21 protein-coding genes are annotated in these 22,199 nt (G+C 45.8%); 4 read left to right on the top strand and 17 right to left on the bottom strand.

Features of this window, described 5'->3' with window-relative positions:
• Positions 1 to 16: 16 nt before the first annotated feature.
• From M1F14_RS20910 to M1F14_RS20920, 3 genes are read right to left on the bottom strand one after another with little or no spacing between them, the layout of a single operon-like run.
• Positions 17 to 3,586, bottom strand: a complete 3,570-nt coding sequence (locus tag M1F14_RS20910; protein ID WP_064497034.1) for a conjugal transfer protein TraG N-terminal domain-containing protein — start codon at positions 3,584 to 3,586, stop codon at positions 17 to 19.
• Between the two features lie 3 nt (positions 3,587 to 3,589).
• A complete protein-coding gene (locus M1F14_RS20915; RefSeq protein WP_024015936.1) occupies positions 3,590 to 4,978 on the bottom strand; it encodes a conjugal transfer protein TraH in 1,389 nt (462 codons plus the stop codon).
• A gap of 2 nt (positions 4,979 to 4,980) precedes the next feature.
• Positions 4,981 to 5,925: a thioredoxin family protein gene (locus M1F14_RS20920; RefSeq protein WP_024015935.1), complete on the bottom strand. Its 945-nt coding sequence runs from the start codon at positions 5,923 to 5,925 to the stop codon at positions 4,981 to 4,983.
• A gap of 267 nt (positions 5,926 to 6,192) precedes the next feature.
• Between M1F14_RS20920 and M1F14_RS20925 the strand changes: the two genes are divergently transcribed.
• Genes M1F14_RS20925 through M1F14_RS20935 form a run of 3 tightly spaced genes read left to right on the top strand, consistent with a single transcriptional unit; the run spans position 6,193 to position 9,930 of the window.
• Complete coding sequence (locus tag M1F14_RS20925) at positions 6,193 to 7,428, top strand: hypothetical protein (protein ID WP_043960473.1); 1,236 nt, start codon at positions 6,193 to 6,195, stop codon at positions 7,426 to 7,428.
• Positions 7,421 to 7,942, top strand: coding sequence for a hypothetical protein (locus M1F14_RS20930; RefSeq protein ID WP_024015933.1), 522 nt, complete (start codon positions 7,421 to 7,423; stop codon positions 7,940 to 7,942). The genes M1F14_RS20925 and M1F14_RS20930 overlap by 8 nt, the downstream gene beginning before the upstream one ends.
• Positions 7,933 to 9,930: a hypothetical protein gene (locus M1F14_RS20935; RefSeq protein WP_024015932.1), complete on the top strand. Its 1,998-nt coding sequence runs from the start codon at positions 7,933 to 7,935 to the stop codon at positions 9,928 to 9,930. The genes M1F14_RS20930 and M1F14_RS20935 overlap by 10 nt, the downstream gene beginning before the upstream one ends.
• Positions 9,931 to 10,032: 102 nt before the next feature.
• Here M1F14_RS20935 and M1F14_RS20940 read toward each other — a convergent pair whose 3' ends face one another.
• From M1F14_RS20940 to M1F14_RS21005, 14 genes are all read right to left on the bottom strand, one after another.
• Positions 10,033 to 10,740 carry a hypothetical protein gene (locus M1F14_RS20940; protein ID WP_024015931.1) on the bottom strand — a complete coding sequence of 236 codons (708 nt, stop codon included), beginning with the start codon at positions 10,738 to 10,740 and terminating at the stop codon, positions 10,033 to 10,035.
• A gap of 90 nt (positions 10,741 to 10,830) precedes the next feature.
• On the bottom strand, positions 10,831 to 11,898 hold the full coding sequence (locus M1F14_RS20945) for a primase-helicase zinc-binding domain-containing protein (RefSeq protein WP_024015930.1): 1,068 nt from the start codon (positions 11,896 to 11,898) through the stop codon (positions 10,831 to 10,833).
• A gap of 90 nt (positions 11,899 to 11,988) precedes the next feature.
• Positions 11,989 to 12,330 (bottom strand): hypothetical protein, encoded by a 342-nt coding sequence (locus M1F14_RS20950; RefSeq protein WP_001014428.1) that lies wholly within the window; start codon positions 12,328 to 12,330, stop codon positions 11,989 to 11,991.
• Positions 12,330 to 12,827: a DNA repair protein RadC gene (gene radC, locus M1F14_RS20955; RefSeq protein WP_000791199.1), complete on the bottom strand. Its 498-nt coding sequence runs from the start codon at positions 12,825 to 12,827 to the stop codon at positions 12,330 to 12,332. The genes M1F14_RS20950 and radC overlap by 1 nt, the downstream gene beginning before the upstream one ends.
• An 83-nt stretch (positions 12,828 to 12,910) precedes the next feature.
• A complete protein-coding gene (locus M1F14_RS20960) occupies positions 12,911 to 14,566 on the bottom strand; it encodes a VWA domain-containing protein (RefSeq protein ID WP_001016322.1) in 1,656 nt (551 codons plus the stop codon).
• A gap of 69 nt (positions 14,567 to 14,635) precedes the next feature.
• The gene (locus tag M1F14_RS20965; protein WP_024015929.1) at positions 14,636 to 15,076 is read right to left on the bottom strand and encodes a hypothetical protein; all 441 of its coding nucleotides are present in this window, start codon (positions 15,074 to 15,076) and stop codon (positions 14,636 to 14,638) included.
• Positions 15,077 to 15,137: 61 nt separating this feature from the next.
• Positions 15,138 to 16,091, bottom strand: coding sequence for a DUF3150 domain-containing protein (locus tag M1F14_RS20970; protein WP_181469074.1), 954 nt, complete (start codon positions 16,089 to 16,091; stop codon positions 15,138 to 15,140).
• A 98-nt stretch (positions 16,092 to 16,189) separates the two neighbouring features.
• Positions 16,190 to 16,957 (bottom strand): hypothetical protein, encoded by a 768-nt coding sequence (locus M1F14_RS20975; protein WP_024015928.1) that lies wholly within the window; start codon positions 16,955 to 16,957, stop codon positions 16,190 to 16,192.
• Positions 16,957 to 17,916: an AAA family ATPase gene (locus M1F14_RS20980; protein ID WP_024015927.1), complete on the bottom strand. Its 960-nt coding sequence runs from the start codon at positions 17,914 to 17,916 to the stop codon at positions 16,957 to 16,959. Before M1F14_RS20980 ends, M1F14_RS20975 begins: the two co-directional genes overlap by 1 nt.
• 209 nt (positions 17,917 to 18,125) lie before the next feature.
• The gene (locus M1F14_RS20985; protein WP_024015926.1) at positions 18,126 to 19,142 is read right to left on the bottom strand and encodes a YqaJ viral recombinase family protein; all 1,017 of its coding nucleotides are present in this window, start codon (positions 19,140 to 19,142) and stop codon (positions 18,126 to 18,128) included.
• 60 nt (positions 19,143 to 19,202) lie between these two features.
• On the bottom strand, positions 19,203 to 19,346 hold the full coding sequence (locus M1F14_RS20990) for a hypothetical protein (protein ID WP_015066581.1): 144 nt from the start codon (positions 19,344 to 19,346) through the stop codon (positions 19,203 to 19,205).
• A gap of 82 nt (positions 19,347 to 19,428) precedes the next feature.
• A complete protein-coding gene (bet, locus tag M1F14_RS20995; RefSeq protein WP_000414662.1) occupies positions 19,429 to 20,247 on the bottom strand; it encodes a phage recombination protein Bet in 819 nt (272 codons plus the stop codon).
• 79 nt (positions 20,248 to 20,326) lie between these two features.
• The gene (locus tag M1F14_RS21000) at positions 20,327 to 20,746 is read right to left on the bottom strand and encodes a single-stranded DNA-binding protein (protein WP_012368368.1); all 420 of its coding nucleotides are present in this window, start codon (positions 20,744 to 20,746) and stop codon (positions 20,327 to 20,329) included.
• Positions 20,747 to 20,761: 15 nt separating this feature from the next.
• On the bottom strand, positions 20,762 to 21,088 hold the full coding sequence (locus M1F14_RS21005; RefSeq protein ID WP_048608521.1) for a hypothetical protein: 327 nt from the start codon (positions 21,086 to 21,088) through the stop codon (positions 20,762 to 20,764).
• A gap of 366 nt (positions 21,089 to 21,454) precedes the next feature.
• On the opposite strand from M1F14_RS21005, the gene M1F14_RS21010 reads away from it, so the two are divergent.
• Positions 21,455 to 22,057 carry a hypothetical protein gene (locus tag M1F14_RS21010; RefSeq protein WP_048608523.1) on the top strand — a complete coding sequence of 201 codons (603 nt, stop codon included), beginning with the start codon at positions 21,455 to 21,457 and terminating at the stop codon, positions 22,055 to 22,057.
• Positions 22,058 to 22,199 lie beyond the last annotated feature (142 nt).

Genomic DNA, 22,199 nt, shown 5'->3' on the forward strand with positions numbered 1-22,199 from the left:
TGGCTACCTTCTATTTTCAGTTCCTTCCTGATGCCTGGTTATAAGCCCTAATATCGATCAAGTTGTTCTGAGCATAATCTCCCGCAAGCGATGCATTTGAGATCACCGCTATCTGCTTATCCACAAATGCTTTATCTTCTTCAGACACACTGTCAGGGATGTAAGCGCCACTCTCATCCTTTTGACGATACTCATTTAGCATTTGCTCCCTTAGACCTAGCATTTCAGGCGACCAACTCGATGAGTCTTCAGAGTTGAATACGCGTCCCGCCAAACCTTCATTGAAAGCTTGAGCGAACACTTGACTTTGAATCGGGGTCAATCCCATTCTCTGCCCTTCGCTGTATGCTTCCTGTTTGAAATCATCGGCATACTGTTCTAAGAACTCACCATATCGATTGTTAACTGCCGCACCAAATGCCCCCGCCAACATGGCTTCAGACTTAGTGCCCCAGTTTACTTCGGAGGCATACTGCGAACTCGATCCACTGTATGCATCATTAAACGCCGTCAATGGATTTTCCAAAGAGGTTCCGGCATCAACGGCGGCTTTTAACCCATCCCAGGTTGATTTGCTGGCCACCGTTGCGTTGTGCAAGAAACCTCGTGAGCCAGGATCTTCAAGCGCTTGTTCTTTGTAACTCTCATAGTCTTCGCCAAAGTGATTCAAGGTATGCAGAGCTGCATCAGTATGCTTGCCACTGAAATCACCAATAGCACTGGCGCTGTTGAAGAACATTTCAGCACCAGAAACTCCGCTATCATCAGCCATAATGCGTGATCGCCACTGAGATCCAGCTTCACTGTTTAGTCCAGATTGATAGGTACTTGTGTCAGTAGCTACGGCCTGCTGAGCTTGCTGCTGATGCGCATTCAACTGTCCATCTATACCAGACAGATTGGTTTGGTAAGCCGATTGAGCTGCGTTGAACTGAGTTTGAACTGTTGCTGCATCCTCGTAGCCGCCCAATACACCCGATTCAACTTGGCTTTGAGTACCACCAAAAGTAGGTGCAGTTGATGACAAGCCTTCATTTGAGCGCGGCTGAATTGATCGTAAATCGGCTCCGGTAGCCATGGCCATAACCGTCATTGCAGCTTGATAATCATTGTCGCGTTCAGCGGGCGTTGAAGAGTTGCTATAGGTTAAAGACTCCATAGCTGCCGCTACATACGCCTGATTATCATCAGGTAGCAAGCGCTGATACATTGGAAGGTTTTCACGTAAACGGTTACCTGCTTCAACATGCTGGTTCATATAGCGACCTAAATAATCCATGACTTCAGGATTGTCCGCCGCTAATCGGGTTAACGTCGCACCATCAGTATTTCTTTGTCCTGATAGACTGTAGCTGGCCTGATCAAGCTCACTAAAGCGATTTGATGCCGTGACAACGTCTTGTGCTGAACTCTGAAGTGACTGATAGTCTTGGTTAGACAACGACATTTCAACGCCAGAACGTCTTGAATCTGAAAGGTCCTTAACCATCGCATCGCGATACTCAGCACGTCGTGAATCACTTAATGCCAAGCTTTGCATCTCCCCAGTGAGCGTATTTGCGGTCGTAGATCGAGAACTGCCTTCTGACGACTCAACTTGGCCACTAAAGTTACCACCTAAATCCAGCCCTGCTCGTACCCTTGATAGTTTTGGTACACGAGATGAGTCTGGCTTATCGACTCCTGGCAAGTTGCCCTGTGGAGAATCATTGCCGCCAGTACCAAGAAGCCTTCCAAGAAAGCCCTTATCAGCAACTTCTTTCTCACCGGGATTAGTAATGGTTCCATCGCCACCGACCCTTAGGCCTCCCGATAGCACGCCCGATACCAAGCCACGTACAGCATCTTTTTTATCGTCTCCAAAACCATACCGAGTTTGCAGGTCATCAGTAACCTGATTAACAACGGCGCTAGATGCGGAGTTAGAAGAACCAATCTGACGTCCAACCGAAGAAAGGTTGTCGTAACTTAGCTTTTCACCAAAGGTTCGACTCATGGTATTGCCAACCTGACGGCTAAAGGCTTGAGTTGCCTGAGTCATGGATTCTTTTGCAGAGCCGACCATTGAACCCACTGCGTTTCCGACAGAGAAACTGCTTAGTAGGTTTGACGCGCCGGTCATAGCAGAACCAGTGAGGGCTGAATTTTGGAACATTGACTGTGATTGCATTACCGGGGCATTTTTCGCGACATCTGGACTTGCCAGCTTTTCATCAATGGCATCACCGTTTTGTAGACGCCCAGCCAAGTGGGTAGCGGTTATTGCTGAGCCATAAACGAGCATGAGCGAAATCGCCGGAACACTCGACGCCAACATGCCGCCAGTAGCTATCCAGGTTTGCAGCACTGAATCCATCTGCATCATCCCAGCAAAAGATGGCACTTCTGTACCTGCAAAGGCATCAAGAGCAGACATTTTCCCTGCAACGGTTAAATGAATATACAGGTTAATGATGGCCATGACAGGCATCCAAAGTTGAATCCAAAGCAGGATTAACAAGTACTTCCCAGCCATTCGCATCCCGATTTGGCCAAGGGCTATCACAAAGGCCATCAATGGGGTGATGGCGTAAATGAACCCCTCAAAAAACGTCATCATCGGACGAACGATACTCTGGAACAGGGTCTGCTCCGCCGCCCATTGCGTATTACGCTGCTCAATCGCTTGGTTAACCATAACGGCTGCGGTGAAAGCTTGATCATCCATATACTTGCCCGTCACGCTTTGCTCATAAATAGGCAAAAGCACTGACGCGGTCATATACTCTTGGGTGTTAACCGAAGCCAAACCAAGGTTATTCAGTGCATTTCGGATCACGTCATCAGTGTCCGTTGCTGACGAAGTCCCCAATGAGGCTGACAGAACCTGTTTAAGCCTTGGAATGAAGGTTGATTCTGTCATGAGTTTCAGTTGGCTATAGGCATCGGTGCAGTCCAGATCGCTACTGCTACCACTGAGCATGATTCGAGTGCCATAAATGCGCGAATCAAACCTAATCGCTGTCATCGGGTTAGGATCACTCAGCACCTGATCGAGGTTCTTTTGGCCGATGTCGATACCAATCAAGGTGCACTCTTTGATGTAGTTAAACCACGATTGCTCGATGTCCGAGCCGCCGACACGATTTGCATCACCCAACCCAGAGCGATCCATCACCTGTTTTCTCACTTTAATCAGTGACTGTAAACTGGATGCAAAGCCGTATTCCGTCATCGCGGGAGTTGAGAAGGCGGTTTCAAACAATCGCGTGATTTGAAAGCCAACAGTCGAAATCGTACTACCTGCGGCAGCAACACCGATGGGCACATTATCAACCACTCGAACTTGTCCGGTGTACGCATCCTCAATGCTCACTCGGGTACTGGGTCCAAACATGGTTGCAAAGACTAGCCATGAGACTAAAACGTGTTGAAAGTTAATCCCACGACCGCCTTGCATTAAGGCCTGGACAGAGACCATCAATACCCCAATGAGCAAGCCAATGCGAACCATTGAAGTAAAATCGCCTGTACCAGTGATCATCGCGACAGCGTTCAGGACCTGCTCTAAAAAAGCCGAATCCCCGATGGAATAGATTTCCCACATGACCTATTCCCCCAGCGCCGTAGATTTAACGGTGTAATAACGCTGTTTGCGAATGGTCTGTATCACCTGGTTAAAATGTGCCAGCAACTCTTGCTCTGAGCCGTATCTTCGCTGCAACGCGGCGTACTCCTCATTGATTTGGCGACGTGCACGTTCAAGGTCTTCCGTTAATAACTTCGCATAGGCATGATCTTCCACACCGGAGGTACTTCTAGCTGCATTGAGCATGTCTTCAACTAATGCTCGGGCCATCTCAACAGCAATAAATGGTGCCGCTCGTGAAGCAAACGACCTAGCGGCCCCTTCATTTAATGCAGAAAGAGTTCGAATCATGCCCCCAATGCTGGCAGGAGCCGAGGTCATAAAAGCCTTTTCGGTGGCGCTAGCAGCCCCTGTATTTCGAGCAAACTTAAAAATAATGCCGTTACTAGAACCTGTACCAAGAAGTAAATTTTCTACCTGAGTTGATAACCCGGTAAGAGTCACGTTAGTGATTATTGGGTTCAGACAACCGTCTTGCGTCACTGTGTCACATCGGTACATAGCGACGTTACCGCCATGAATTAGATGTTCAATAGTCACTTTATTGCCATTCAGTCTGGTCAGTTTTGGGGCTTTACCTTGACCATCAGCCGCATTCGCTAAATCACCAACGATGATCGAGCCCGTCACGGACATAACCGCTTCAAGAAAACGGTCATCCCCAGATGCAAACCAGCTTGATGCCGAGTGACGTTTCAATGCTCGCCAAACCAAATTACCTTTAATCGTTTTGTTCACATCAGATGCCGCGACACTCGAAGCGTTCTCATATGGGTTCTTACCATTGGATTCACTCCAACTGGTAAAAATGTCTCCAGCCCCTTTAAGTGAGCTCAACATGCTGGCCTCTGTTTGCCCCTTCTTACCAAAAGCAGCTAGGGTATCGTTCACGACTCCCTGAGCCATTTGACAGGAATTGCCAAAATATTCGTTCAACTGCTGGATTTTCTTTTGCAGTGTCTCCATGTGCTGGGAGCATTTCTCACACATAGCACTGAGCGCCAATTGGAATGCATATCCTTTGGCGTTTGCAGCAACAGAGCGAAGTAATTGAACAAACTGATCCGCGTTAACAAATGACAAACTTCCCGCGAACATATCAATGCCGCCACAACCGGCTTGGAATGACGGTGGCACCATAGAGACGAGGTTCTCGTTCATGATCCTGTTACGAACAACAACGCTTCCTCCAGATATAACGCCACGCCGCTGACTCTCGAATACACCAGGCGCAGTGGTGTTGGTCATTGAACCAAACAACTGGTTCATCTCCTGTTGCAAGCTTGCTTGGCTCATAGATGAAAAACCAATCGCACAGGCGATTAGCGATACTCGGATTACTTTTTTCATTGTTATAACCCTCCTTGTGCACGCAGATAGCGAACAAGGAACTCAGGGTCCTGTAATATCTTTTCGTTAAGCTCTTGGGCTGACATCGCGAGTGACACGCCGGGTTGAACAGGTCTGGTGGCATAGTAAGTTTGATCGTCAATCCAACCGGCTTGATGGGCTGCGAGAATGATTCGATTATTGAGCTCATCAAGGCTCATTGCGCCTTGTCCAATCGGAGTAATAACGTTAGGCGGGTCAACTAAGAACACGGCAGGGACAGTCGTAACGGACAAGGATTGGGCTTGTCCTGAATCGACTTTGTAATTGGGAAACTCTCCACCGGGTAAAGGCAAGCCATCGACAGCAATAGCAAACACCTCGAACCCATAGTTCAAGGCCATAGATTCGATGATAGGCGCTTGAGCATGGCAATAAGGGCAATCCGAACGATAGAAAAAGAACAAACCAGCCCGCTTCGCTACTTCACCTAAAGCTACATCACGTTGAGCGCCAGCTTCTCGATCCATCCGATTGGCAGCATAGGTCGCCAAGGGTCTGCGACTGATTTCATCCAAAACAGGATCGCCCATGACCACCTGCTGACTAACATCAGCAAACTGTGAGCCCTTATCCATCATGACGCGCTGGAGATACAGATAGGCTCTGACGTTCTCATTCGTCGGCTCATCAATTGCCTTGTCCATGAACGATTGCATATGCTCTCGGAACCATGCGGCACTGAAGGGCTTTAGTTCGCTCTGACTGGACTCCACGACACCAGTTTCCGGCTCTATCAGCTCATCAGGCTGCTCAGGTTCAGGAATAACCTGATACCAAAACCAGCCTTCCTGACCACGCTGATAGAATGGTCCATCACTGGCATGGGCGGGCAAGATGAATAGCAAGAAAATAATGATTGGGATGGTCACCCATAGGATGAACCAAGGGAACAAGGGGGTTCTCATTGTCAGCTCCAGAAAATTTCATAGAGCTAACATGCTAAAGATCCCCGTCAGGGCGATTAGCCAGATAGATGAATGAATCGTGTGTGTTTCTGACTAGCTGTCTTGACCAGTAACAGCTAACTTTAATGAGCCAAAAATATGGTTTTCCGTTTTGAGCTAGGAGCGGACATCGAACTATCAAACTTTGCAGAGGAAATATAGCTGTGGGTTAACTTTTAAAGAGTGATCGTGTACATTGGCCAGATTAAATCAAGATGACACTTTTTTATGGCAGTAGAGACTATCAATAGGGAAGCTGGAGACTCTGGCAAAGGCTTTAGATTACAGCTCATAAGGGCGATTAAGCTCATGCTGCAAACGATTCAGCAGGATAGAAGTACTGTATTTTTTACTGCGGTGGAAAATCTCGAAGATGTTTCCCATCAGACTATTGTAGATGGAGAAGTCAGTAATTACTTCGAAGAAGACAAGAATTATGACTTGAATGGCAATTTCACAATTTTTAGTCCTCCGGTTATAAATACGTTGGTCAGTTTTTATGACATCTATGTAGATCAATTTCGCACCAGCAACAGCGTATATTTGGGCTTTTACACGACGAGGGATGTCGGTAAGGAAAGAAAATCCAAGCTCAATAGCGGTAAAGAAATAGCTCTACCAGAAAAACCAATTTTAGAAATTCTTCAATCGTTTGATGATGTTTCAGACGATACAATTAATTTAGTAAAAGAAATTCTTGTTGAAGAGTACGCTTCCCAATATAAAGAAAAGCCTAAGTCAGGAAACTTAGAAACGCTTCGGGGTCTAAATGCTGATATGTTTAAAGAGTTTTTGAGGAAAATTTTATGGCATTTCGGTCAGGAAGATGAGGATGCACTCAAGCAGACAGTTTTAACGGATATTGAAAATTCACCACTTCACAACAATGCGCATATAGGCAAAGAAAAAATAATATTTTGTTTGTTAATGGATAAGCTGAGTGAAAAGCAAAATAGTAAAAACTTAGTCGATAAGTTGGTTCATAGTTCAGATGTAAAACTGATTTTTAAAGAAGCAGAGTCTCAAATTCCAGACGAGAGTATAGACCCTACTTGGCGCTATATCGCCGAGCTTGAAAAGGATGTGACCGACAAGCGAAATCTGAAGGAAAAAGTACTTTCAGTAATTGAGGATATTTCAGATCGTCGAATTAGACTGTTAGCTAGAAAAGCAAGTGGCTCTAAGTATGAAGAGCGTGAAGCAGACAAGTCTTTTTTGTCTTTGAAGTATCGTGTTTTTGAAGCTTGTGAAGAATATTTTTCAGATGATGGATATGTAGCCCCTGAAAGCGGCAACGACTTGGATGCTGTTCTTCAAACGCTCTTATCAAAAGCAGTAGAAGATATTTCTAAGTTAAAGACCGATTACAAATATACGATTTCTAATGATAAAACAATAGAAGGAATTATTTGGAATTTATTTGATGGGTGTTTTTTAGCTTTTGATGAGTGTAGTGATGAGTGATGTAAGTACAAAGAAAAGGCTAATGTACTTAAGCGGTGAAGATTTCTATCTTTATTGCTATTCCGTTCTTGTTATTTTGGATTCTTTAGGTTGTCGTGATGGGAAATTTTTTAGAGACTACAGGAAGTTGGCTTTTTTAACTGACATTATCAGTAATGATAAAACAGTCTATGTGGTTTCTCATTCTTCAGGAGAAAAACTGAACCCGAAAGATTATGAGTGTTTACTTGACAGCTATTCGAATGGATTAACTAGAAGAAGTGAAATTCTTAAGTTGTTGTTTGTTCTTGAGAAGAGAGGCTATGTGACTTTGAATCGAGGTAAAGCACAAGAAATTGATGTTACTTTGACTAAGGATAACCTTCCCAATGACTTTTTGAACAGCAATGTTTTCGAGTCGGAATCTAAGAATATAATAAATATATCAAAGAAAGTGGGACGGTTGGCATCGCTAACTCTGGATACCATGTTAGGTAAAATTTATGTTGAAAATGGAGTTCGAACATGGGTCTGATGCGAGTTAATAAGCTTATTTATGAAGGAAGCAAGTATTTTTTCGAGTCTAAAGAGTTCGACGAAAATATCATCCTAATTGAGGGCGATAATGGAACAGGGAAAAGCACCTTCTGTAATTTGATTTATTTTGCATTGGGTGGAGAGGTTCCAATATTTCGAAGAAATAATGATAAGCGCCACGATGAAATAACTTCTGATAGTGATAACTATGTTGATCTTTATATCTCAATCAATGATGGCAGTTATTTACTAAGGCGCTACTTTGGAGATAATGAAGTAACAGTAATCCCCTATGAGCGGGTGGTTGAGAAGATATATTCAGAAGATAAAAATACTTTAATTAAAGAGAAGGTAAGATTTTCTCTTTCGGAAGATAAGACTGAAATATATCCCGTAAACAGAAGCAAAGATTCATACGTTTTTTCTGACTGGATTCTCGAGAAATTGGAAATATCTGTGGTCGAGCTTTTTCATGGATATAATACATTTAAAATTAATATATCAGACTTGATGCGGCTGATTTATCACGATCAACAGCCGAACCCAGAGGGTATTTATAAAAAGCCAGATACTAATTCAACGTATGTTTCTGATTCTGAGTTGGTTCGAAAAGCTATTTTTGAACTCTTAGTTGGTAAAGCCTATTCTGATTACTACGACTCTATTGTCGAGGAAAAGAAGCTGTCGAGAGAGAAAAGCTTGGCTAAAGCGGTTGTGAATGAGTACACGCTTTTAGCCGACAAAATGCGAAAAAATGGCGGGGCTAAAAATGTCAGTTTTTTACAGAAAGAAATCTCTGATAAAGAGCAGCAAATTGACAAGTTGCATGATGCCAGACAGGCATTCAAGCGAAATCGAACTGGATCAAATACAATTAATCAAGATATTGAGTCGTGCAAATCAGAATTAATTGATTGTGAACTTAGATTAAGCCGATTAAAAGAAAATCTGGTTTCAGCTCTTGATGAACGGTACAAATTAAACGTAGTTAGAAATGAATCTGCTTCAGAAATTAGACGCATTGAAAAAGTTATTTTTTCACACGATCATCTAAACCTTTTTACATCTGATACTTGTCCATACTGCTTAAGTCACGTGGATCGTGTGGAAGGGCATTGTGTTTGTGGCGCTTCGATAGAAGAAGAACAATATGAGAGGTTTTTCTACACATCAAAAGAGTATAAAGATATTCTGAAAACGAAACTTAAGGCACTGTCAACAATTAAAACCGCATATGATGATTGTGACTCTGAAGTTCAAGAGATTAAAAAAGAAATTGAGTTGATAGAGAAAAAGTCGGTGACTTTCCGTGAAAAGCTACAAGAAATGCTTGGGCGGGTCGATGAAATTGTTGACATTGAAAGCCTAAATGATATTGACGATAAAATATTGCAGCTTAGAGAAGATGTTGCGAATTTGAATCGATTGTTGGAGATTGAATCAAAGCTGGAACGTATCCAAAAAGATTTTGATCTGGTTAGCTCTAAAGCAAAAGACGCTGAGTTAAAGAGGAAAGGGCTTGAGATTAAAGCTCAACAGGATGTAACTTCGAAGGTAAATGCGTTTAGTAAAAAGTATGATGAGCTGATGAAAAATACTTTGCCTGATTGCAGATCGGCAAAGATTGCGCTTGATAACTATTTGCCTTCAATTAATGATGGTCTCTATCGAGAAACAAGTTCACTTGTTTCAATTCGAATGATGTACTTTATCACTCTCATGCATTTAGCTTTGTCTGATGAATCAGTGACATTCCCGCGCTTTTTACTTATTGACACACCTGAAACTGCCGGAATCGAATTAGAGTATCTGATTAACTGTATTCGTCAGTTGGAAGAATTGAAAAATTATGGAGCTGACTTTCAAGTTATCATTTCGACAGGTTTAAACAAGTATCCCGAGTCATTAAAGGACAATCGTGTACTCTTTATGCCCGATAAGCAGAAGGAACATATGCTCTTGAAGAAGAAGAGCCTTTCTAAGTAATAACGTCAAGCAATTTAGATTCAACTAGTTAGTATGATTAGTTACTGAAGTTCTGCTATCGGCACGTAAGTAATATTCAGAAATTTTGAATACTACATTAACTCAATTTACTGCAAAAACCGTAACCAACGTTTTAATTGAGTCACCCGGAACCATAACAAAGTTCATTTTGCTACCAACATGCTGCCAGAACTCGGCCTCTTGTGCATATTTTTTTGTTTTTTGGATAGCGACGCTTTCTGGTAACTGGGCTTTAGTTAGCCCAGAGCATAGCAGCTTTGTGCACAAAGCCTTCCAAGGATGCTTAGGAGCACCGTCTGAAAGCCGTTCCACAAACCGTTCCAGTGCATGACGAGTCACCACGACAGGTCCAATGTTCGGAACGTTGATGACCTCATCGATTTCTCTCACTGTAGCATTATCGACGCTGTATTCTTCGAAGGAATGTGAGAGCCAATCGTCCCGCTTCTCTACCGAGATCTGTGCTTCCTGGTATCGAGTAAGCAAAAACCTAGTCAGGCTGTAAAGTGAATGCTGAGTTGAGCGTTGTTTCTGTAACTTTTTGATAGCTCCTTTACTGACCCGGATTTGAAGCCCATTACCGCTTCGGTTACTCCCCATCACCTCTTTCACTGACAGTAGGTGATGAATAGCATAAAGCTCAGCTGCAATTGGCTTTTGCTGCTCAGGTAGCTTGTCGTATTGCTCACCTAAATCGACCTTTAGCTCACCACCTCTTCGAAGGCCGGTCTTCCAGTAAACCGTAAACTCACCATCAATCTGCTTTGTTAACAGGGTTAAAACCATCATGTTTGTTTCTCCTATTAGTTATCTATTTTTCATTCTCCATGTTTTTTCAATTATGCAAGGCGCAAAAAAAAGGGGCCGAAGCCCCTTGGATCAGATATGAACTTTAGGAAAGCCCATGGCACCGTAAACATTCAACACATCATTCCAATCCCAACTTTTCACGCCAAGTGACGTTGGTATCGGAGGGATCAACACTTGTGTCAGAATGCCTTTTTGCCAGGCTTTTTTCTTGAGTTCATTCGCTGCATTCAGGCCGGTCTCAGAGAGATCGTGATCTGCCCAGATGTACAGCATTTTCACATTACTTGGTGGTTCAAACCTAGCCAGTAGTGTTGCATTCACAACCGACCAACATGTTTGCCCCGTTGCTCTGGTTACCGCTAGGGCCGTTTCTATACCTTCAGAAACACCTAGTACCTCACCAGGCTCACCTATCGGAATGGCACCACCAGTGATTGTTCTGTCACTTGGTATGGGCATCATCTTTTTTGGCTTTTCAACCGGCGCTTTGAATCCATCTTCACTTAGGTAGATCCGATGAAACGTGGCCGAACGCCCTTGCTGAGTAACGATTTTACCTAGCAGCGCTGGGTAGCTATCGATAAACAGGCCATCTTCATCATGGTAAGGCAAGTTTGGATGAAACCTCAGCACCGAATCCCATTCAGGACGAAGCCGCGTCACAATGCCACGACGATGCAAGTAGTTCCAAACAGGTTGCGCACGAGTATCTGCAAGAGATAACGTTTCTCCCCACGTTTGATTCAAACGTTGGATAATCGCTTTGTCCTCTACCTGCTTTTTAGTCTTCCAGTCAACAGCGTTACTCGGTATTGCCCGAGTTGGTACTTGTCCGGGTTGAATACCAAGAACCTGGCCGATTGCTTCAATAGACTGAGCAAAGTTCCATCCATTGATCCAAGACAACAGTTCAAAACCATCATGAAAGATACCGCAGGTATTACAAACGCCGCCACCGGTATATTCAGCATCTTTGAACAGCCTAAAGCCATCACGACCGCCATGAACAGGACAAGCCACATGACGCCCTTTTCGAGCAATAGCGGCATCAAGTTCTGGCACCAATGCCGCCAAGACTTGAAGCCATTGGCCATTGAGATATGGCCTTACTGTGTCAATTTGTAAAGGTAACGCCATATAACCTCCTTAAATAAAATGCCGACTCCTACCCCAGGTGGTAAAAGTCAGCTTAGGTCCAGCATTAGCCGTTCGGTTAATACAGGAGCGTTAGTCAAGCTGGATACCATGTCGTCTTAATAGCCACATGATGGACTCACGAAGCACATCAGGATCGACAACGGCAGCCATTGCGCAAACACGAAAGCAAAATGGCGCTATTTCGTCATTTTGAATCCACGACAACACATCCTTGCGCAACCGAGTACTGACACGACCGTCCAGCAATACACGGATCGCATCCAAAAGAATGCCTTCGCGTAACTGCCAGATTTCCGTGTCAGACCAAGTGACTGGGGCATCATCAAACTCAAATAGAAATTCGAGCTGTGATGATGTGTGCTGATGGGACTGCTTTTGTGATGTAGGAGAATGGGCAATACGCCCATTCATTACAGATAACCGCGTTCGGCAAGCGAAACGCAGCCCTCGGATGCGACCACGACATGGTCAAGCGTTCGAATATCAACAAGTGACAAGGCGTCACGGAGTCGATGAGTGATGCGTTTATCAGCTTCACTTGGCTCAGGATCACCCGATGGATGGTTATGAACCAGTATCACTGCTGCCGCATTAAGTTCTAGCGCTCGTTTTGTTACTTCCCTTGGATAAACGCTCGCTGCATCTAAAGTGCCTTTGAACAGCTCTTCAAATCGAATAACGCGATGCTTTGTATCAAGAAACAGTACGCCAAAGACTTCGTGCTCATACTCGTGCATCAGTGTTTGCAGGTATGAGAACGCCGACGATGGCTGTTCAATTTTTCGACCTTTACTCAATCGACCACGGGCAAGCTTGAGCGCCATATCTAAGATATCCGCTTCAGTCACTTGCTCAGGAACGATGTAAGTACCGGCTTCTTCGCCAGCTAAGAACTTTTTGTTTTTCATAGGAGTCTCCAAAAAAAAGCGGAGACGAACCCATGCCCTGAAGGGGACGGAATCGTCCCCGCAGGGTGGTAAAATTGATGTGGTTACTGAATTAACAGTTGTTGTGTTACTTCGAATAACTCACGCTTTAGATCTTTGACGTCATTAATCATAATGCTTTGAGGAAAGAATTTCTCAACACTGCGTGTTTGAATCCCTATCCCCAGCAGCTCAAAGCCACTGCGTCTGCACCGGTCAACAATGTCATGCGTGGCAGCCCAATCATCTGGGTCACCATCCGTTAGCACTATCATTAGCTTTCGCTTCTGTTTTTGCGCTAACAAACTGTTTGCCGCAAACCACATCGCTTGTGCCATAGGCGTACAACCTCGTGGTTTTTGGTCAAAACAGGCGGCCCGATGTCGAACCGATTGCTTGGGCAATAACGCGATAGAAACTTCCTGATGAATACCAGGAAAATAACTGACCGCAGGTACAACACCCGGTATGCCTTCCAGTGCCATGGCCAAAGCCAAAGCAGCTTCATTGGCAACATGAAAGTACTTTCGATTACCTTCGCCAATGGGTTTACCCATTGAACCCGATATATCGACAAGCAAGTGCACAGCGGCATTGGGGGCAATGCGAGGTTGCCTTTGAATAAACAATCTCGACTCACCGGCTTGTGAAGCGGCAAGACGATGGGTTGCCACTCGAAGACCGTGCCTTTTGGCATGATTCCGATTGTCCTGACTGGACTGAACCATGCCCCTAAGTCGGGCTCGAATTTGAGCAGACTCCGACGCCGATAAGGTCAAGATGGCCTCATCACCCAACATAGCTTGCTCTGCTTGGGGCAAACTGAGAGGTGTGACGCCCTGATGTCCTTCAGCTTGTTCCGACAACACTTCTGCCACTTGGGCAAAGGTATCGGGTTCAAACTGAGCGGCACTGGCCTCTAAGGCTTGTCGCAAATTGTCAGCTTGATCAGAGTTATCTGAATCCCCCGTTTCAGCAACATCCGCCGTTGCAGACGAGTCTGTTTCAGGGATTTGACTGTCACTACTGTTATTGCTGTCATTACTCGCATCTTGTCCAATGTCATTACCGCTATCAGCATCCGACTCATCCTGTGGTGGACGAGATTCTTCTTCCAACATGGCAACGATGGCATCGACAAGTTTCAGCACTTCACCTGTAGATGCCAGGCTAGGCACTGCTGTAAGCATGGCGCTTAACCGGCTCATCGCTGCGGCAGGAAAGAGTTGTCTCACTCTTTCATCAACCGCTTGATACAGAGGTGTCAGCGCTTTCTGACCCAGAAAATGGCATCTCAAGCGGAACAACAACCATGCTTGCAAGTTAGATGCAGGCTCAAGCTGTTCAGGTACACTCATTTGCTGTGTGTCCACCATGTACTCAATCACTTGCGAAATACTGCGCCGGGTTCCGGGGTAATCCTTTGCCAATTCGTTTTCAATGCGAACGTCCTCAATGATATTGAGAAGTGCCTTACGGATCGGCTTGGACGACGCCTTCTGCACCATGTCAAAATTGGTATGCCGAATATGCGCCGCTTCATGAGCCAGATAACCCCAAGCTATCTGTTGATAGTGTGGGTCGTCTGGGTTTGCTGTTGGGATCACAATCCGCTCACCATCGGTAAACGCATCTTGTCCTTGAATAAGCACCTTCACACCAAACTTTTCGCCATAAGCGGCGGCAACGATTGGCAGTGCGTTTTTTAATGGATGATTCATGGGAGTCTCCTAATCATTAGGGGGAATACTCCCTCAGCGGGAGCGTTTCCCCGCTGGGAATGTGAGTGTTTAAACCTGTGCTTTTAGCTTATCCAGATCGTATTTTTGACCTAACCAAGCCACCAATTGAGCTGGACTCTCGTGCTGCTCAAATGACGTTTTAAGCTGGTCTAAACTCAGGATGTCATCCAATGTCAGACCGTACTGGTCTTGTAACTGAGTAGACACCTCGTGTTGATATTGCAGCCAGGCCCGCTCAAAAGCGGTTTGCTGCAATGCCATGTTTGGAACAAATACCATGGCCGTTACCCAAGCTCCTTGTGCGTCCGCATCTGCGATCAAAACAGGGTTCTTGGGGATCACGACACTATGTGTTGAGTACGACCGTTGTACTAACGTTCGACAACACGCCACTTCTGGTATCGATTCACTTTCAACCGCATCAGTCACACCACGAAAATGTGCTTCAAACTGGTTCAGTTGGCTGGGGTTATGGATGGTTGATTGCATAATTTCCTCTTACATAGTTCAGAGGACATGCGCCCTTAAGGGCAACATGCCCTCAAGGACGTTAGAAATAAAATGAGTTTGGTACAGTCGAACCAAGGTTTGGTCTGACGGTTGGTTGTGGTATTGCACGTAAGTTATCTGCCTGAGCAGATACTGGCTGTGCGGGTTTAGGTTCAGGTTTGGGCATCAGTTGTCTGATATCCAATTGACCTTCACCGTGCATTCTCATCTTGTCTGGATCAGACAAAATTAAAATGGTCGCCATCAGTTCGTGATAGAGATTGTCTGTCACAGGGCCGGTCTTCGGCAGACGAACAAATAAATTGTCCATCGCTTCGACCATCGGCTGAACTCGATGATCCAGGAATGACAAACCATCCAACTTGTCTCTTAACCGTTTGAGAGGGTTAAGGGCTCGCTGACTGATTTGATTCTTACCTGCAACAGAACGCTCAAACAGTTCATTGGCATCACGAGCCACTTCCCTAAAGAGGGTGTGTCCCATACCATTGACCTTGTCATCTAAGCCACCAGCTTGTTCAGCTGGTTGCATTCGATAGATGGCATAATCGAACTGAAGCCGTTGTTCCACGTCTTCGATGGGTGATAATGCACGCCGGATTGCATCTGCAAATTCCGGGTGTTTTGCAACCCAGTCAAACGTCACCTGATCATAGTTGTCCAAGAACAACTGCTTGCACTGCGCAAACTCCTGACCGATCCGGTCAAGCTCTGGAACAATCTGATCAATTCGGTCTTCAGGGACGGCATAGCCACCTAAAAACCGCACACCGACTTGCTCACACAAGCGATGCGCTTCTTTCTTAAGCCTTTCAAAGTTCGCCAATGCCTCTGGGTCGCAAATTTTTTTACTCCCTAAGCTGGCAACATCCTTCGGTGGAAGTTGGCTGCCATTGGCTAATCTGAAATCTTCAGGCCTTAGTTTTTTTCTACCGCTCCAGATGGAACAGTCGATGTGACAAATCAAAAGTTTGTCGAGGGTTTGAATACTCATAGTGCATCCTCATGCGAGATGGGGACGCACCACTCCCAGCAGGAGCAATGGCCCCCGTTTGGGTGGTAGTAGTTGACGCGCTAATGGCAATACCACTATCAGAAATAGTAATTTTGCGAATCAGGCGACGATCGGTTGAGATCGATTTTCACAGGCATTAAGTCCAGTGCTTCAGCTATCGGGCGAACCCGCTCTAAATCACTGCCTAGCAACCGCAATACATCTTTTTCCAACTTCAGTTGGTCGGATACTTCTATCCCTTCAGGACTCGCTACTGTGAGTGAACACAGTGGTGGTAATTGACGCTTAAAAGCCAGTAACAGCAACAATGGCCACGGGCCATCATCAGTGTTAACAATGCCAGCGCCTTCACCTGACACCATGCTGATTTGATTGGTACTAGGTAATCCGCTTTTGCAAAACCCTAATGACCATTCTCCAATCCTGACCTGGTTATCATCAATAACAGCCAAGCCATAGGCTTCAAGCAGCTTTGCCATATCGAACAACGCTTTTTTCGCCAGCGATATTTGGCCATTGACGTCCTTGCGAGTACGAAACTCCCAACTGACGTTATTGACGCACGCGACACTATCTAGCGCATTTGAGAGTTCAAATGGCCGCCCTTGATGATCAATGCCGACTTGTCCAACCAATCGATAACCCTTGTTGATTTTCTCATTGATTCGTCGGTCTGCTTCAGCGTTAGGATCAGTCGAATCAATCAATCGCTGCTGCGACAATTGACCGGCTTTTCCAAACCGAACTTCAATCTCCTGGGTATCCGATCCAACGTAAATGGCCCATTCTTTGGCTGTCCCATCAGAATGACGGTAACGGTAAAGAGCAAAGCACTTATCCATCATCAATCCTCCCAATGGTCACCGAAGACATCAGCGGCAATACGGTGAATGGCTTCTCGTTGCTCCAACTCAGCACGAGCCGTCAAAGACCGAACCAGTGCATACTCCACTGCGTTAGGAGCGCCTTTAAAAGCAAGTGTTAACTTTGCCCAGCGCACCAAGGTCCGAGTGGACATAGTGATACTAAGCTCAGCACCACCATCCGCGCCCCCAATAAAGAGACGACGAATGTCACCAGCCACTTTCACCATTTTTTGGCGAAAGACTTCTGGCAAGCCCGGCGCAACGTTCTCCAGAATGGCTTCCTCTACAGAAGGCTCTGCATAGGTCGCTTCGATGATTCTAAAGCGATCAAGAAAAGCCAAATTCTGTTGGAGCACACCTTGATACAAGCCCGTTTGGTCACCGCTGCCCGCACTGTTGCCGGTAGCGATAAAACGAAACTTGGTATGTGGCATGATGATCTCACCGCCATTTTGTGCGATGACCAACGGGGCACCTTCCAAAATGTCATTGAGCCCAGCCAGTTCAGCAGGCTCAGCAAGATCCATTTCATTAATGATCAGCAAATGGCCATGCTTGACAGCCAGTGCCAGCGGCCCATACACAAAGGTCATGTTGCCATTAACCAGTGTGTGGTGACCGATAAGATCGGACAACTCCAATCGACCGTGCGCAGTAATTTGCTGAACAGGCCAATTCAATCGAGAAGCAACTTGGCAAATTAGCGAGGTCTTACCGCATCCAGTGGGGCCTGTAATATACAAACCGTCACCGTCTGGGTGAGACAAGAACGCCAATACGTCACGTAAGTCTTCTTTTCTAAAAACATACTCGTCCTTGCGAACGGGAATGTTTGGATGGGTAGTGTCGGCACTAAATCCTTCCAGAACGAAAGCATCAGGAGCCGGGACATTAAACGCTTGATTCACTTGAACCAAAAATGGGGATTGTTCTGTCATGGTAAACCTCATTAGTTTTAACGAGGCCCCATGCCCCAACAGGGAATGAAGTCCCCGTCGGGTGGTGTGTTGATTGTGGTATGGCTGTGTATGTAAGAGTTCAGCTCGCTCTATCATTCGTACCCAGCATTGGCTACGAGTGAAACTGCTTTCTGATGCACTCGATGTAAGCGCATGAGAAAGGAGCCGAAATCGGCTCCAAGTGAACGTTAAAAGTAAAATGAGCTCGGCGAGTCACCTGGCAGAACCAAGTTATCTTGCTCAAGACTGATTTTGATTGGTGTTTCAACGGGCTGCTCTGGCTTATTGGTGCTAATGCGCAACCGCTCTTGTGGCGCTTTTCGGTAAGCGGCTAAAACCTGTTCATCCAGCTCGCCTAACTTATCGGTGGCCAATTGCTTATAGTCCACCGTGCCCGCCATCATGTAGCGGCTGAGTTTGACCCCAGCATAGTCGGCATGAGCGTAGTTACCCATCATGGCGACCAATTTTGACTGGGCGTCTCGCATTTCCTCTTTCAAAGATTTAATGTGATTTTCCAGTCGGACCACTTCGGCATGTGCTGAGCAATACTGTCGAGACAGCGATGTCCAACGGTATTGGGCTTCACCCTTGGGAACAAAACAATCTTGCTCAGGGCATTTTGACGGCTCTTTTTTGGTCTGTACTAACTCCCAAAACTGAAGCGCTGTTTCTTGCAACTCAGTTAAGAACGCCGCGTCTCGCTGTATTTCAAACTCAATCAGTTGATCCTCAAAATAGAAAACCAACCAACCTCGCGTGCTATTGGCGACCAGTATTTGATGCTGTACTTGCACCCAATACAACTGGTACGCCTCGCTTTGTTCTCGGTGAGCTTGCACATCCTCAAAAACTGACTGGCAAGGACATTTCAGTTCAACGGGTTCGCCCGCATCGTTGATGCCATCAAAGCTGGCTCGAAAGATTGCGTTATGATCGGCTTCTGCACATGACGGCAGAAGAAAGTCATTATGCGCATTCTCAAATGCTCGCCTTGCTTGAGGCTCCAACCTTATACCACGAAGCACATTTGGATTATTCGACAGGTCTTCCGGTAATACGAATCCGGTTTTTTCTGCCCATAATCGCCAAGGTGTTTTGTAGGGTGAACGCCCCATAATAATTGGGGCTTCAGATGCCGTAACCCCTGCAATGCGCCACTGGTGCCATGCAGGAGTACGTTGTGATAGGTCGATAACCTTCATATTGCCTCCTTTGAAGGGAGACTCCCCTGAAGGAGAGAACTCCCCTTCAGGGTTAAGTGGTTACTTTGCAGCTTGTGCTAACGCTGTTTGGTGCTGAACAACACTTGCTTGAACCGAATCAATTGCCGCTTTACCGGCTTGAATCGAACCTAAGACAAGGGCAACAACCAATACCAAGCGAAAAAGTGAGGCTGATTTAGTCATGGAAGATCTCCAAAAAAAAGACGAGACCTTCCCCCTGACGGGAGAATAATCCCGCCAGGGTTAGTAAAATGAATGCGTGGCGCTAAGAAGCTAAAGGCTGTGTGAGCGCTTTGGCTGCTTGTTGCTGAGCATTAAAGATTTCTTGCTTCGCAAACGTCAGCTCAACACCTTGAAAATGTTCATTGGCATATTCCAATGCACTATTCCAAGCGTTTGAAGCTTCCGCCCGCTCGATAAGCTTGTAAACAAGCCCTCGGGTTCGATCATCAACTTGCTCGGGTGGAATCACAGATGGCTCAACAACGTGTGTTGCTTGGCCTTCGATAATTCGCTCCGCTTCGTCTTGATCGAAAATTCCCACAAAGCCAAACGCAATGCGGGAACACTGGATCATGGATTTATGTCTTAGCATTCGCTTAGTGTGCGTCTGCCATGGACCATCTACACGGTAAGGGCCATTTTTGCCATTACCTTCAAAAGGCGGTCGATAGACTTCATCCAGATACTCAGTGATTTTGACTGGGTGCGAACGGTCGCGCCGATAGATGATGCATTCCATCCATTCAGGGCATTCTTTCGCGCCATCCAGTGAGACTTTGTTTTCTGAAGTCTTGAACTCCATGCCATCAAACTGGTCGTGTTGATTGATGATGCGAGACCATCCATCGACACCTACCACTGGGATAATCCCAGCTTGTTTATCAGGGAACGCAAAAATCTCTTTGGTGAAAGGGTTCAAACCGTACTGATCTGCAACCACCAAGAGCGCCATCATCTGCTCATTGGTCGGTGCACTACCGTCACGTTGCTTGAATGCTGTTGCTTTTAGGGTATCGAACAACTTGTTTGGATCGACACTAAAGCGCTCAGCAAAGCGTTGGATTAGCTTTGGTTTTTCCATTATGGACTCCGACAATCAAAGTGGGAGTCTGCCCCTGACGGGAAAGTACTCCCGGCTGGGTTAAAGCGTTATCGCTCGGTTAAAAATCTGGTTCAGGATAAGTTTGTGCCCAATTAGCTTGGGAGCTCGCATCATCCGCCGGTGATGGCTCAGATGCTTTGTTCACACTATCAAGAAGCAGAAACTCATCCGCGTCCACTTCGGTCAATCGATGCTTAATGCCATCTTTCTCCCATGAGCGCGTGCGCTGAGGCCCTTGAACAAAAAGCTTCGCTCCTTTTTGGATCAAATCTTTTGCTCTTAGCCCTAACTTAAATCCACCACGATCTCGAAAAACGACCCGATGCCATTCCGTATGCTCTTTGAGCTCATTGGATTGACGGTCGCGCCATTTCTCAGAAGTGGCCAGTGAAATGCTGGTCACTAAATCACCTGATGGATAGGCTCGCGTCTCTGGCTCAGAGCCAACGTAGCCTATGAGTGTTACTTGGTTTTTCATGATGTTCTCCTCGTCTTAGTTGAACTCTGTGCACACAGTTGCTTCTACCCGACTGGGCAAAGAAGACTGACGACGCAGATAGGTTGGTATTTCGAGTAAAGCCATGTCGTACTGATGTGGCTCTTTGTAAAACGCAGATGTCAAACGGGGCATACCAGGAGCTTTAGGCACTGCCATTGGACGACGTTTTGATGTTGGTGTGAGCAATCGCTTGATTTGAGTAAGTACAAATCGAAACGGGCGCACGGTTTGACGAGCAAGTAATCGCAAAAGCGACCAGCTCAGTTTTGCAAGCAACATAATGCCTGCGATTTGGATAATAAATCCGAAGATATATTCCATTGGTGACTCCTTAATTTGGTTGTGAAGGAGTCACCCCAACTGGGGAAAACTCCCCCAGTTGGGTGGTGAAAAGGCGAACCGTAAGGAACGCATGGTTGCGCATGTAAAAACATGCAGGCTATTTGTTTAAGGAGGCTAGCTACCTCTTAGTACCACTGAGAAAACTCAGCGGCGGGCTTCCTTTGAGCTCATGCTCTCAGGCGCAGATATCACTGAAACAGATCAGCAATATTTGATAGTCAGTGTAACCGTCTTATCCAGACAGGATAGTTAGAAAGATGCTCAATTCTTCCACCTAGCTGAAAGGCCATTACCGCACAGAGGATTAGGCTAGGGACTGATTATTGTCATATCAGGAGCAAACTTATGGCCCAAGCAAGACCCAATTACTCAAAACCCATCTTTGAACAATCATTCACAATTAATAGCTTACAGGCGCAACGTGTCGTTGACCGTGTTTTTAGACGGACGGTCAGTGCGCTTTACGGAATCGATGTCATCCTGCGCATCATCGGCGATGAGAACGAAATTGATGAAGTGGAACAGATCATTAGCCAGTTGATCGAGGATTGCGCTAAGGCGGTAGACAACGAACAAGCTCGTTTAGACAAATTGATGGAGTCCAACGGTATCGATGAAGTACCTGACTACACCGACCCGATTACCTTCAACGCCAAAATAAGCTCGCCTCAGGTTGGCCAGTTTGTCGGCTTAGTGCGCAAACTCGATGCGTTAATGATCTCAATGGACACTCTCTGGTTGTCTAGCGTGCTTAGCAACAAGCAACGCGTTGATGGCAACTACGCATGGCAACAGCGCATTATCAAACTTGCACGACGCATTATTGATATCGAAATTCGAGCACGAAAATCAGCCCAAGCTAAGGGTAAAGAAGCAGAAGTTGAGCAAGCGGTGCCTTCAACCGATGACGATATCACTGAAGAGGAAACAGATAACCCCGCCAACTAGCCAACTAGGCTCCCATCAACCAGCCCCTCTCGAAGGGGCTCTTCATCTTGCTGTATTTTCTATCAAAATCATTAAAATGAATTTAACTGTCATTTTTGGCCAAGCTACATGAATAGAACTAATTTTTTCGTTACTTTCTTTA

Source organism: Providencia sp. PROV003, assembly GCF_045040775.1.
Lineage (GTDB): Bacteria > Pseudomonadota > Gammaproteobacteria > Enterobacterales > Enterobacteriaceae > Providencia > Providencia huashanensis.